8 protein-coding genes and 3 pseudogenes are annotated in these 13,922 nt (G+C 62.0%); 2 read left to right on the top strand and 9 right to left on the bottom strand.

Annotated elements, in window-relative coordinates:
- A partial coding sequence (locus tag JCM21793_RS19885; protein ID WP_025031488.1) for a tyrosine-type recombinase/integrase occupies positions 1-610 on the top strand: 610 nt, incomplete at its 5' end.
- 67 nt (positions 611-677) lie between these two features.
- Positions 678-1,751 carry a TraB/GumN family protein gene (locus JCM21793_RS19890; RefSeq protein ID WP_025031489.1) on the top strand — a complete coding sequence of 358 codons (1,074 nt, stop codon included), beginning with the start codon at positions 678-680 and terminating at the stop codon, positions 1,749-1,751.
- A gap of 334 nt (positions 1,752-2,085) precedes the next feature.
- On the opposite strand, the pseudogene lpdA reads toward JCM21793_RS19890, so the two are convergent.
- The 9 genes and pseudogenes from lpdA to JCM21793_RS19940 all read right to left on the bottom strand — a co-directional run.
- A pseudogene (lpdA, locus tag JCM21793_RS27210) lies at positions 2,086-3,490 on the bottom strand (dihydrolipoyl dehydrogenase).
- 32 nt (positions 3,491-3,522) lie between these two features.
- Positions 3,523-4,278 carry an SDR family oxidoreductase gene (locus tag JCM21793_RS19905; RefSeq protein ID WP_025031491.1) on the bottom strand — a complete coding sequence of 252 codons (756 nt, stop codon included), beginning with the start codon at positions 4,276-4,278 and terminating at the stop codon, positions 3,523-3,525.
- 68 nt (positions 4,279-4,346) lie between these two features.
- Complete coding sequence (odhB, locus tag JCM21793_RS19910; protein WP_025031492.1) at positions 4,347-5,876, bottom strand: 2-oxoglutarate dehydrogenase complex dihydrolipoyllysine-residue succinyltransferase; 1,530 nt, start codon at positions 5,874-5,876, stop codon at positions 4,347-4,349.
- A 21-nt stretch (positions 5,877-5,897) separates the two neighbouring features.
- Positions 5,898-8,884, bottom strand: a pseudogene (locus JCM21793_RS27215) (2-oxoglutarate dehydrogenase E1 component).
- Between the two features lie 111 nt (positions 8,885-8,995).
- A complete protein-coding gene (gene sucD / locus JCM21793_RS19920) occupies positions 8,996-9,898 on the bottom strand; it encodes a succinate--CoA ligase subunit alpha (RefSeq protein WP_007007541.1) in 903 nt (300 codons plus the stop codon).
- Positions 9,899-9,904: 6 nt separating this feature from the next.
- Positions 9,905-11,100: pseudogene (gene sucC, locus JCM21793_RS27220) on the bottom strand (ADP-forming succinate--CoA ligase subunit beta).
- Positions 11,101-11,113: 13 nt separating this feature from the next.
- Complete coding sequence (gene mdh / locus JCM21793_RS19930) at positions 11,114-12,079, bottom strand: malate dehydrogenase (protein WP_007007539.1); 966 nt, start codon at positions 12,077-12,079, stop codon at positions 11,114-11,116.
- Positions 12,080-12,433: 354 nt separating this feature from the next.
- Entirely contained in the window at positions 12,434-13,639 is a 1,206-nt protein-coding gene (gene zapE, locus JCM21793_RS19935) for a cell division protein ZapE (protein WP_025031493.1), read from the bottom strand.
- 51 nt (positions 13,640-13,690) lie between these two features.
- Positions 13,691-13,922: protease inhibitor Inh/omp19 family protein (locus JCM21793_RS19940; RefSeq protein ID WP_025031494.1), on the bottom strand; the 232-nt coding region annotated here is incomplete at its 5' end.

A 13,922-nucleotide genomic window follows, 5' to 3' on the forward strand; every position in this document is an offset into this window, starting at 1 on the left:
TGCGGCTGCGCTGAAGGCGCCGCGTGCTCCGCGCGCGCTGCCCAAGCCGCTAACGGCCGCCGATGCGCGCAAGGTTGCCTCGGGCGAGGGGCAACTTGCCGAAGAGCCATGGATCGCGGCGCGGAATGCCGCCGTCTTCACGCTGCTTTATGGAGCCGGACTTCGCATTTCGGAGGCGCTGGGGCTTCTGGGCGGCCAGGTCGGGGAACTGCGTCAGGGCGCGCTCAGGATCGCCGGCAAGGGCGGCAAGACACGGCTTGTGCCGGTGCTGCCGGTATCTGCCGAGGCGGTCGCCGAGTATCAGCGTCTTTGCCCATATCATCTGGAGGCAGACGGGCCGCTTTTTCGCGGCGCGCGTGGCGGCGCTTTGCAACCGGCCATCATTCAGCGCGAGATGAAGCGTATGCGCTCCGCGCTCAACCTGCCGGAGACGGCAACGCCGCATGCGCTCAGGCATTCTTTTGCCACGCATCTTCTTGGGCGCGGCGGCGATCTGCGCGCGATCCAGGAGCTTCTGGGCCATGCGAGCCTCTCCACGACGCAGGTCTATACGGGCGTGGACACGGCGCGGCTTCTCGAAATCTACGATGCCGCCCATCCGCGGGCCTGAAGCCGTTGCTCGCAATTTGTGGTGGCGGATTAACGGTTTCGCCGGGATTTGCCGCTAGCGTGGCACCATGAAAACGCATGCAAAAGCCACCACCGCGACCGAGCGGTTTGTTGACCGCCTTTTTCTGTGCGCTGCTGCCTTTCCGCTTTTCCTGCTTCTGGCGCTGGTCCTCGGCCTGTCGATGGCGAAGTCGGCAAAGGCGGATGAAATTGTCTGTTCGGGCACAAACCTCCTGACGGAACTCGCCGCAGAGAACCCGGCCGCGCTTGAAGAGGTGCGACGACAGGCGGCGGAGACGCCGAATGGCAGCGGACTCCTTTGGCGGGTCGAGAAGGAGGGCGTTGCGCCCTCTTATCTTTTCGGCACCATGCATATGAGCGACCCGCGCGTGGTCACGCTCCCCAGGGATGCCCGCGAGGCTTTCGACGGGGCGGAGCGTGTCGTTATCGAGACCACCGACATTCTCGATCAGTCGAAGATGGCTGCGGCGATGTTCAAACGGCCGGACCTGATGATGTTCACGGGCAAGGAGACGCTTGGCGATCACCTCGATGAGGCGGAGCGTCAGGCGGTGGCGGATGCACTCGAGGCGCGCGGCATTCCGTTTGCCAGCGTCAAGAAGATGAAGCCCTGGATGCTGATCTCGCTGGTGGCGCTGCCGGTTTGCGAGATCGAGCGCAAGGAAGCAGGTATGCCGATCCTGGATCTCAAGCTTGCAGAGGATGCCCAGAACGCCGGCAAAGAGCTTCTGGGCCTCGAGACGGCGGTTGAGCAACTGGACGCCATGGCCTCCCTGCCCATGGAAATGCATGTGCGCGGCCTGGTGGAGACGCTGGCGCTTGGCGACGGCCTGAACGACGTGATGGAAACCATGGTGTCGCTCTATGCCGAGGGCGAGACCGGCATGTTCTGGCCGCTGATCCGCGTTGCGATCCCCGAGCAACAGGGTGCATCAGGGGATTACGCCGCCTTCGATCGGGCCATGGTCAAGGCACGCAACGGCACGATGGCCGAGCGCGCGCGGCCTATTCTGAATGAGGGTAATGCCTTCATCGCCGTCGGGGCGCTGCATCTGCCCGGTGAGGAAGGGCTCATCGAACTCCTGCGTGCGGACGGTTATACCGTCGAGGGTGTCCGGTAAATTTGGGGTTCCGGCTAACTAATTGCATGTTATCTTTCCGTCGGCGTTGGGGAGCGTCATTTGGAGCGCTGTCATGCAGGACGAAAACCACAAAAAGAAACCCCAACATCGTTCTGCCGGTTCGGAGGGAACACGGGGTTTTGTGATTGGCGCCGTTGGAGCGGCGATCTTGATCCTCGCTTTCATGGCGATTTCGGGAAGCGGCTTTTTCGGCGAGGACGTCACCGGGACGTCCGGCACCGTTTCCGACACTGTACCCACGGGCGACGGCGGATAGAAAAAGGCCCCGAAAGCTTTCGCTCCGGGACCCCGTTGTCTGCAAATTCCTGTCGGATTACATGTGAATCGGCTTGGCAAAGGTGGCGAGAGCCGCTTCCTTAACGGTTTCCGACATGGTGGGGTGCGCGTGGCAGGTGCGGGCCAAGTCTTCCGACGAGCCGCCGAACTCCATCAGAACCGCTGCCTCGTGGATCATTTCGCCGGCGCCGAAGCCGACGATATGAACGCCCAGCACGCGGTCCGTTTTCTTGTCGGCAAGCACCTTCACGAAGCCGTCCGTCTTGAGCATGGAGCGGGCACGACCGTTGGCCGAGAAGGGGAATTTGCCGGCGTTGTATTCTACGCCGGCCTTCTTCAACTCTTCCTCGGTCTTGCCGACAGAGGCAACTTCCGGGCTGGTGTAGACCACGCCGGGGATCACATCATAGTTCACGTGCCCGGCCTGGCCGGCGAGGATCTCGGCCACGGCGACGCTTCATCCTCGGCTTTATGCGCGAGCATCGGACCGGCGATCACGTCGCCGATGGCGTAGATGCCTTCGACATTCGTCTTGAAATGCCCGTCGGTCTTTACACGGCCGCGCTCATCCAGCTCCACGCCGACAGCATCCAGGCCGAGGCCTTCCGTGTAGGGTTTGCGGCCGGTTGCCACCAGAACCACGTCTGCGTCGACGGTCTCGGCGTCGCCGCCCTTTGCCGGCTCGAAGGTCACCTTCGCGCCCTTGCCGGCCTTGGTCACATCCGTGACCTTGGCGCCGAGCTTGAACTCGAAGCCCTGCTTGGCAAGCATGCGCTGGAACTGCTTGGCGACTTCGCCGTCCATGCCGCCGAGAATCGTGTCGAGATATTCGACCACGGTCACCCTGGCGCCAAGGCGGGCCCAGACAGAGCCGAGCTCAAGCCCGATTACGCCGCCACCGACAACGATCATGTGCTCAGGAACCTTGGAAAGCTCCAGAGCGCCGGTGGAGGAGACGATCACCTTTTCGTCGAACTTCACGTCGACGCCGGGAATGCCGGCGACGTCGGAACCCGTGGCGATGACGATGTTTTTCGTCTCGACGGTCTGTTCCTTGCCGTCGTCGCCCTTAACGCTGACCTTGCCTTTGCCGGCGATGCTGCCAAAGCCGCGAAGGACATCGATCTTGTTCTTCTTCATCAGGAAGTCGAGGCCCTTGGTGTTCTGCTCGACCGTCTTGACGCGATGCTCCATCATCTTCTTGAGATTGAGCTTGGGTTTGCTCACCTCAACGCCGAGATCGGCAAGGCCATGGCCGGCTTCCGCGAACATTTCCGTGGCGTGCAGCAGCGCCTTGGAGGGGATGCAGCCGACATTGACGCAGGTGCCGCCATGGGTGGGCAGTTTCTCGACACTGCCGTCCTTAGGCCGAGCTGGGCCGCCTTGATGGCGCAGACATAACCGCCGGGGCCGGTGCCGATCACGACGAGATCATAGGACATGTTCGTGCCTTTCCTGAATTCCGTTGCGTCGGCTATCGACCGCCGCTGACATTGAGAATGGCGCCCGTGGAATAGGACGCCTCATCGGAGAGAAGCCAGAGCGCGGCGCGGGCAATTTCCTCTGCCGTGCCAGGCCTTTTCATTGGGATCAGACCCGAAAGCCGCTGCGCCCTGTCAGGCTGGCCGCCGGAGGCGTGGATTTCGGTGTCTGTAATGCCGGGCCGCACGGCGTTGACGCGGATGCCTTCCTCAGCAACTTCGCGGGCAAGCCCCATTGTGAAGGTGTCGACTGCAGCCTTGGAGGCTGCGTAATCGACATATTCGCCGGCTGAGCCCAGCACGGCGGCGATGGAAGAGATGTTGACGATGGCACCGCCCTTGCCGCCATGGCGTGTCGACATGCGCTTCACCGCCTCGCGGGCGCACAGCATCGTGCCGATCACATTGATGCGCATCATGCGCTCGAAGCGGGCGAGGTCCATTTCGTCGACGCGCGCCTTGCGGTCGACAATGCCTGCATTGTTGACGAGTGCATCAAGCCGCCCAAAGCGCTGATCGACCATCTCGTACATGGCGAGGATGTCGCTTTCCTCGGCCATGTCGGCCTGAACAGCGAAGGCTTCGCCGCCCGCCTGTTCGATGTCGCGGACGACCGTTTCGGCTGCGTCAGGGTTGGCGACATAGTTGACCGCGACGCGGTAGCCCGCATCTGCGGCAAGCCGGCAGATCGCGGCGCCGATGCCGCGGCTTCCGCCTGTCACCAGAAGTGTTTTCGCTGCCTGCATCATCGCCATTCCCGATCTCGCCGGATGGACAAGGGCGCGGAAGGCATCCGCCTACCGCGCCCCGCCGTTTTCTAGAGGTCGAGGACCAGACGTTCGGGATCCTCAAGCACATCCTTGACGCGCACGAGGAAGGTCACGGCTTCCTTGCCGTCCACGATGCGGTGATCGTAGGAGAGGGCGAGATACATCATCGGGCGGATGACGATCTGGCCGCCGACCACCATGGGCCGCTCCTGAATCTTGTGCATGCCCAGAATGCCCGACTGCGGGGCGTTCAGGATCGGGGTCGACATCAGCGAGCCGTAGACACCGCCATTGGAGATGGTGAAAGTGCCGCCCTGCATGTCAGCCATGGAGAGCTTGCCATCGCGGGCCGCGAGACCCAGACGACCGATTTCCTTCTCCACCTCGGCGATCGACATCTGGTCGGCATCGCGCACCACCGGCACGACGAGACCACGGTCGGTTCCGACCGCTACGCCGATATGGCAGAAATTCTTGTAGATGATGTCCGTGCCGTCGATCTCGGCGTTCACTGCCGGAATTTCCTTCAGCGCGTGCGTCACCGCCTTGGTGAAGAAGCCCATGAAGCCGAGCTTTACGCCATGCTTCTTCTCGAAGAGCTCCTTATACTTCTTGCGCATCTCCATGACCGCCGTCATGTCCACCTCGTTGAAGGTGGTCAGCATGGCCGCGGTGTCCTGCGCGTCTTTGAGACGGCGGGCGATGGTCTGGCGCAAACGCGTCATCTTCACGCGCTCTTCGCGCTCGCCATCCTCGGCCGGAGAGGCCGGGCGGGCTGCTTTGGGCTTTTCAGCCGGAGAGCTTGGAGCGCCTCCTTCGATGGCCGCCAGCACGTCGCCCTTCAGCACCTGGCCGTCCTTGCCGGAACCGGCAACGTCAGAGGCTTTCATGCCCTTTTCGGTCATCATCTTCTGCGCGGAGGGTGCGGGCGGACGTCCGCCATCGTCATTCTTCTTCGCCGCAGGAGCTTCCTTCTCAGCCTTGGGTGCTGTGGTTCCGGCGGACGCACCCTGCTCGATACGCAGAAGTAGTGCGCCGACCTCAACCTCATCACCCGAAGAAATCACCATTTCGGTGATCACGCCGTCGACCGGCGACATCACTTCCTGGGCTGCCTTGTCGGTCTCGAGCTCGAGAAGCGCTTCGTCGGTTTTCACCGCGTCGCCGACCTTCTTGTAGATCTCGCCGACCTGGGCTTCGGTGACGGACTCGCCCGCCGATGGAACATTCACCTCGACGATTTTTCCGCCGCCGGCCATGGTTGCCTCCTGGGTTTCTTTGCTGCCGGATGATTTCTCGCCGGCCTGACTGGTCTCTGATTTTGCTTTGCCGGTGCCACTGCCCGCGGCAATCATGCCGAGCAGCGCGCCAACTTCGACGGTTTCGCCTTCCTGAACGGCGATCTCGTCGAGCGTACCGGCAGCGGGGGCCGGCACTTCAATGGAAACCTTGTCGGTTTCCAACTCGACGAGCGGCTCGTCGGTGACGATCGTGTCGCCCACCGATTTCATCCAGCGGGCGATGGTTGCCTCGGTAACGGACTCGCCCAGTGTGGGAACCCGAATCTCGGTCGCCATGTCGTTTTTCTCCGTCGCGTTCTATTCGCCGAGCGCGTCTTCGAGGAAAGCCTCGAGCTGCGCCAGATGCTTCGACATAAGGCCGGTTGCGGGCGATGCCGCGGCCGGACGGCCGGTGTAGCGCACGCGCGTGTTCTTGGCCTCGATGTGCTGCAGGACCCATTCCAGATACGGGTCGATGAAGGACCAGGCACCCATGTTCTTGGGCTCTTCCTGGCACCACACCATCTCCGCATTCTTGAAGCGCGAAAGCTCGTTGATGAGAGCCTTGGCCGGGAAGGGGTAAAGCTGCTCGACACGCAGGAGATAGACATCGTCGATGCCGCGCTTCTCGCGCTCTTCGTAAAGATCGTAGTAGACCTTGCCGGAACACATCACCACACGGCGGATCTTCGAATCCTTCACCAGCTTGATCTTCTCGCCGTCCAGATGCTCCGCATCGTCCCACAGGAGACGGTGGAAGGCGCTTTCCCCCGAAAGCTCGGCAAGCGTCGAGACGCAGCGCTTGTGACGCAGCAGAGATTTCGGCGTCATCAGGATGAGCGGCTTGCGGAAGTCGCGCTTCAGCTGGCGGCGCAGGATGTGGAAGTAGTTCGCAGGCGTCGAACAATAGGCGACCTGCATGTTGTCCTCGGCGCACATTTGCAGCCAGCGCTCGAGGCGGGCGGAGGAGTGCTCCGGACCCTGACCCTCATAGCCATGCGGCAGCAGGCAGACGAGGCCCGACATTCTGAGCCACTTGCGCTCGCCTGAGGAGATGAACTGGTCGAACACCACCTGCGCGCCATTGGCGAAGTCGCCGAACTGGGCTTCCCACAGCGTCAGCGCGCGCGGTTCTGCAAGCGAGAAGCCATATTCGAAGCCGAGAACGGCTTCTTCCGAAAGCATCGAGTTGATGACTTCGTAATAGGCCTGCTGCGGTCCCAGATTGTTGAGCGGGATGTAGCGATTCTCGTCGCTCTGATCGTAGAGCACCGAATGGCGCTGCGAGAAGGTGCCGCGCTCGGAGTCCTGACCGGAGAGGCGAACCGGGTTGCCTTCGAGAAGGATCGAACCGAAGGCAAGTGCCTCGGCCGTTGCCCAGTCGATGCCGGCGCCCTCGTCGATCATCGTCTTGCGGTTCTTCAGGAAACGCTGGATCGTGCGGTGCGCCTCGAAGTCTTCCGGGGTTTCGGTCAGTTTTTTGCCGATTTCCTTGAGCGTCTTGACCGGAACCGCAGTCTTGCCACGGCGCTGCTCGTCCGCATGATCGGCCTTCTTCAGGCCCGACCAGACACCGTCCAGCCAGTCAGCCTTGTTGGGCCTGTAGGCCTGCCCGGCTTCGAACTCGGCTTCAAGGTGCGAGCGCCAGTCGGCGCGCATCTTCTCGATGTCAGCCTCGGTGACCAGACCTTCTTCGAGCATCTTTTTCGCGTAGATCTCGCTGGTCGTCGTGTGCTTGCGGATCTTGCGGTACATGATCGGCTGCGTGAATGCCGGCTCGTCACCCTCATTGTGGCCGTAGCGGCGGTAGCAGAACATGTCGATGACGACCGGCTTGTGGAAGGTCATGCGGAATTCGGTCGCAACCTTCGCCGCATAGACCACCGCTTCCGGGTCGTCGCCATTCACGTGGAAGATCGGCGCTTCGATCATTTTCGCCACATCGGAAGGATAGGGCGAGGAGCGCGAGAAGCGCGGATTGGTCGTGAAGCCGATCTGGTTGTTGATGATGAAATGCACGGTGCCGGCAACGCGGTGACCGCGCAGGCCCGACAGGCCGAAGCACTCGGCCACAACGCCCTGACCGGCGAAGGCGGCATCGCCATGCAGCAGCAACGGCATGACACGCGCCCGCTCTTCCGGCGGCACCACTTCCTCGCGCTTGCGGCCGAATACCTGGTCCTGTTTGGCGCGGGCCTTGCCCATCACCACCGGGTTCACGATTTCCAGGTGTGACGGATTCGCCGTCAGCGAGAGGTGGACATTGTTGCCATCGAAGGCGCGGTCGGAGGAGGCGCCGAGATGGTATTTCACGTCGCCTGAACCTTCCACATCGTCGGGGGCGAAGGAGCCGCCCTTGAATTCGTGGAAGATGGCGCGGTGAGGCTTTTCCATGACCTGGGAGAGAACGTTCAGGCGGCCGCGGTGGGCCATGCCGAGAACGATTTCCTTCAGGCCCATCTGGCCGCCGCGCTTGATGATCTGTTCGAGCGCCGGGATCAGCGCTTCACCGCCGTCGAGGCCGAAGCGCTTGGTGCCCTTGTATTTGACGTCGATGAACTGCTCGAAGCCTTCCGCCTCGACCAGCTTCTGGAGGATCGCCTTCTTGCCGTTGGCCGTGAATTCAACGCCCTTGTCCGGTCCTTCGATGCGCTCCTGGATCCAGCCTTTTCGGCTGGGTTGGAGATGTGCATGAACTCGACGCCCAGCGTCGAGCAATAGGTCCGCTTCAGAATGTCGAGCATCTGGCGGATCGTGGCCGTCTCCAGACCGAGCACATGATCGATGAAGATCGGGCGGTCGTAGTCGGCTTCCGTGAAGCCGTAGGCCTCCGGCGACAGCTCGTTGTAATCTTCCAGCGGCTTGGCAATGCCCAGCGGGTCAAGGTCGGCATGCAGATGGCCACGCATGCGGTAGGCGCGGATCATCATGATGGCACGGACGGAATCGCGGGTTGCCTGCAACGTCTCTTCGGGAGAGAGCTTGGTCCCGGCCTTCGCAGCCTTATCCTTGATCTTGCCGTCGAAGTGTTTTTCGACCGCGCCCCAGTCGCCGTCGAGTGCGGAGACAAGCTCGCCATTGGCAGCCTGTGGCCAGTTCTTTTTCTTCCAGGACGCGCCGGCAGCGTTCTTCTTCACATCGGCGGCATCATCCTTGAGTGCGCCGAAGAAGTCGCGCCAGTCTTCGCTGACGGAAGCCGGATTGTCCTGATAGCTGGCGTAGAGTTCCTCGATATAGGCGGCGTTGCCACCATACAGGAACGAGGTGAGCGACATTTGGTCGTTGGCCTGATCTTGCCGTGCCATTTTGATTTCCGGAACCCGCGTTCCGGCTCCTTGGTCGCCGGCAAACAAGGCCGGACAGTCACATTGTTCCCGGCTGCCACGGATGTGGCAAGCCGGGCTTATCGTTCTTCCTCAACCCTTGATCGCTTCGACGAGCGTCTGGCCAAGGCGCGCCGGGGAGGGCGAAACCTTGATGCCGGCTGCTTCCATCGCCGCGATCTTGTCTTCTGCGCCACCCTTGCCGCCGGAAATCACGGCGCCTGCGTGGCCCATGGTGCGTCCGGGAGGGGCGGTGCGGCCCGCGATGAAGCCGGCCATCGGCTTCTTGCGACCCTTTTTGGCCTCGTCGCGCAGGAACTCGGCAGCTTCCTCTTCCGCCGAACCGCCGATCTCGCCGATCATCACGATGGACTTCGTCTCGTCGTCGGCAAGGAACATCTCCAGCACGTCGATGAACTCGGTGCCCTTGACGGGATCGCCGCCAATGCCGACTGCGGTCGACTGGCCGAGACCTTCATTGGTGGTCTGGAACACGGCTTCATAGGTCAGTGTGCCCGAGCGCGAAAGGATACCGACGGAACCCTTCTGGAAGATGTTGCCCGGCATGATGCCGATCTTGCACTCGTTCGGCGTCAGGACGCCGGGGCAGTTCGGGCCGATCAGGCGCGAGTTCGACTTCTCGAGCTTCGCCTTCACGTGGACCATGTCCATCACCGGAATGCCTTCCGTGATGCAGACGATGAGCGGGATTTCCGCCTCGATGGCCTCGATGATGGCCGCGCCTGCGCCTGCCGGCGGAACGTAGATCACGGACGCGTTTGCGCCGGTCTTGTCCTTGCCTTCGGCGACGGATGCGAAGATCGGGAGCTCTTCACCGCCCTGGCCGGTCCAGGTGGAGCCGCCCTTCTTGGGGTGAATGCCGCCGACCATCTGCGTGCCGTGATAGGCGAGCGCCTGCTCGGTGTGGAAGGTGCCGGTCTTGCCGGTCAGGCCCTGCACCAGGACCTTGGTGTCTTTGTTGACGAGAATGGACATCTTGGCTCAGCTTCCCTTAACGGCTGCAACGATCTTCTTGGCGGCGTCGTCGAGATCATCGGCGGCGATCACGTTGAGACCGCTTTCGTTGATGATCTTCTTGCCAAGATCGACATTGGTGCCTTCGAGGCGAACCACCAGCGGAACCTTCAGGCCCACTTCCTTGACGGCAGCGACAACGCCTTCAGCGATGACGTCGCAGCGCATGATGCCGCCGAAGATGTTGACCAGAATGCCTTCCACTGCCGGATCGGCGGTGATGATCTTGAACGCTGCCGTCACCTTCTCCTTGGTGGCGCCGCCGCCGACATCGAGGAAGTTGGCAGGCTCGGCTCCGTAGAGCTTGATGATGTCCATCGTGGCCATGGCGAGGCCGGCGCCATTGACCATGCAGCCGATATTGCCGTCGAGAGCGACATAGGCGAGGTCGTATTTGGAAGCCTCAATTTCCTTCTCGTCTTCCTCGGTCGTGTCGCGCAGGGCGACCACGTCCTCGTGACGGAACAGCGCGTTGCCGTCGAAGGAGACCTTGGCGTCGAGAACGCGCAGACGGCCATTGTCCATGACGATCAGCGGGTTCACTTCCAGAAGGCTCATGTCCTTCTCGGTGAAGGCCTTGTAGAGGATCGGGAACAGCGTCTCGCCGTCCTTCGCCGCGTCGCCCTCGAGCTTCAGCGCCTCGTTGAGCTTCTTCACGTCGTCAGCCGTAACGCCCGTCTCCGGTCGATGGCGAGTGTGAGGATCTTCTCCGGCGTCTCTTCTGCAACGGCCTCAATGTCCATGCCGCCTTCGGTGGAGACGACGAATGCCGGACGGCCGACCGTGCGGTCGATGAGGATCGAGAGGTAGAGCTCGCGGTCGATGTCCGCACCGTCCTCGATATAGAGGCGGTTCACCTGCTTGCCGGCCGGGCCGGTCTGCTTGGTGACCAGCGTGTTGCCCAGCATCTCGTTCGTGTGCGCGACAACTTCCTCGACGCTTTTCGCAAGCCGCACGCCGCCCTTGGCGTCGGCGCCGAGTTCGGTGAACTTGCCCTTGCCGCGTCCACCGGCGTGGATCTGGCTCTTCACCACATAGAGCGGACCGGGAAGCTGCTTTGCAGCCGCTTCGGCCTCGCCCTTCTCGAACACCGGCACGCCATCGGCCACCGGTGCGCCATAGCTTTTGAGAAGCTCTTTGGCTTGATACTCGTGAATGTTCATTGGAGGCCTACTCCTACTTCTTCAGGTTGGGCGCGATGTTGGCGCAGGCCTCGCAAAGACCGGCAACGGCCTCCACGGACTGTTCGAACATCTTCTGCTCAGACTTGTTGAGATCGATCTCGATGACGCGCTCGACACCGCCGGCGCCGATGACCGTGGGCACGCCCACATACATATCCTTGACGCCATACTGGCCGGCAAGATGCGCCGCGCAGGGCAGGACACGCTTCTTGTCCTTGAGGTAGCTCTCGGCCATGGCGATCGCCGAGGAGGCCGGGGCGTAATAGGCGGAACCGGTCTTCAGCAGGCCGACGATCTCCGCGCCGCCGTCGCGGGTGCGCTGCACGATCTCGTCGATCTTTTCCTTGGAGGTCCAACCCATCTTAACCAGATCCGGGATCGGAATGCCGGCAACGGTGGAGTAGCGCGTCAGCGGAACCATGGAATCGCCATGGCCGCCCAGCACGAAAGCCGTCACGTCTTCGACGGAGACCTTGAACTCTTCCGACAGGAAATAGCGGAAGCGAGCCGAGTCCAGCACGCCGGCCATGCCGACCACATGGCTCTTCGGCAGGCCGGAGAATTTCTGCAGTGCCCAGACCATGGCGTCGAGCGGGTTGGTGATGCAGATTACGAAAGCGTTGGGGGCGTATTTCTTGATGCCCGCGCCGACCTGCTCCATGACCTTCAGGTTGATGCCCAGCAGGTCGTCGCGGCTCATGCCCGGCTTGCGGGCAACGCCGGCGGTGACGATGCAGACATCCGCGCCTTCAATGGCTGCGTAGTCGTTGGCGCCAACCATTTTGGCGTCGAAGCCCTCGACCGGCGAGGATTCGGCGATATCCAGTCCCTTGCCCTGGGGGATGCCCTCGGCAATGTCGAACAGGACGACGTCGCCCAGTTCCTTCAAGCCCGCCAGATGTGCGAGCGTTCCACCGATCATGCCGGAGCCGATGAGAGCGATCTTGTCGCGTGCCATGTGGTTAGAATTCCCCCTTGTGTCGAAAGGATAGGTGGTGAGATGGATGTGTGAAGAAAAATCCGCGCGTCGCGTCTTGCCTGTGTCGTGTCACACCGATGCATTCGGGTCCACATCCCGCCGCACTCCTTCAACGAAAGGCGCGGCAAATGCGTGGCGTGGCCCGCTTCATAAGCCTCTTTGGAATAAGCATACTGGCAGGAAAATTCAACCGGTTCTTACACGGTCAGGAATTTCAATCGTTTAGACATTTGTGGGCTTACGTAAAAGTAAGAATTTTGCCTCAATAATGTGCAAAGACGAGAGACTCGCGGGCGCTTGTAGTGGTTTGGGCAGCTCTCTGGCTGGTGAGTATCAGCCCGCCTGTCCTGCCCTCTCTCCCGCCGGAGCGGGTTTTTCTTCGTTTCGTGCGTCTGTGCGTTCCAGCCAGTCCCGGCTCTGCATCTCGATGAGGCGCGAGACCGTGCGGTCGAATTCGAAGGCTTCCGTGCCGTTTGCGGCCGTGTAGAGCGCATCGGGGGCAGCTTCTGCGGACAGGAACAGCCGCGCCTCGGCATCGTAGAGCGTGTCGATGAGAAGAATGAAGCGTTTCGCTTCGTTGCGCCGCCGCAGGTCCATGGTCGGAACATGGTCGATGAAGATCGTGTCGAACGCGCCGGCAATAGCCAGATAATCGCGCGCGCCGAGCGGTTTCTCACAAAGATCGGAGAAGGAGAAGCGGGCGGCTGAGCCTGATGCCTGCGGCACCGGCACGGTGCGGCCCTTGACGGTCAGCGCGGCGGGTTCGACGGGGCGACCATCCACCACCGTCTCCCAGGCCTCGTCCATCTGCTCTTTGGCCGAGGCATCGTCCGGTGTCATATAGACGGGAATGCGGTTGAGCTTTCGCATCCGGTAGTCTGTGTCGATGTCCAGCTCCAGAATGCGGGTATGCTGCTTGAGAATGCCGACGAAGGGCAGAAACAGACCGCGGTTGAGCCCATCGCGGTAGAGATCGTCCGGCGCGACGTTGGAGGTGGCGACCAGCACGACTCCCTGGTCGAACAGTGCCGAGAAGAGGCGCGAGAGTATCATCGCGTCGGCGATGTCCGTTACGGTGAATTCGTCGAAGCACAGAACCCATGCTTCCTTCGCCAGCGCCGCCGCCACAGGCGGGATCGGGTCGGTTTCCTGCGTCTCGCCTGCCTTCAGCGCCGCGCGGTGCTGGCCGATACGATCATGCACGTCCGCCATGAAGTCGTTGAAATGCGCGCGTCGCTTGTGCTCGACCGGGACCAGTTCATGAAATAGGTCCATGAGCATGGTCTTGCCGCGCCCCACACCGCCATGAACATAAAGCCCGCGTACCGGCTCCCGCGTCTTGTTGCGCTTGGCAAACAGCCAGCCGAGGGCGCTCGACTTGCGCGCCAGGCGCTTGTCGCTGATGTCGGCGATCAGCCGGTCCAGCGCCGCTGCGATCTTCTCCTGTGCGGGATCGTGCGCGATCCTGCCTGTCTCGACCATGTGGCCATAGCGCTGCGTGACGGAAGGATGGGTTACGAGTCCGTCACGCAATGTCATGTCAGGCTTTCACGCTTGGCCGTTCGGCCGAATGATGTTGATGGTCGAGAGTCAGCGCGACAGCGAAATGGGCTGGCCCGATGTGGTCTGGCCGTCGAAGCGGCCTGCGCCGGACGCGTAAAGGCGTGCGAGCACGCCGCCGTTCGCATCGTAGAAGGCAAGCTGCTTGCCTTCGACATTCCACGATTTCACACCGTCGATGGGAGCGGGGCAGCGCAGCGGGCCGGCGCGGTAGCCCGAGCCGAACTTGGTCTGCGGCGTGGCGACCCGGCACGACTGGCCG

The organism is Nitratireductor aquibiodomus NL21 = JCM 21793 (genome assembly GCF_000615975.1).
Lineage (GTDB): Bacteria > Pseudomonadota > Alphaproteobacteria > Rhizobiales > Rhizobiaceae > Nitratireductor > Nitratireductor aquibiodomus.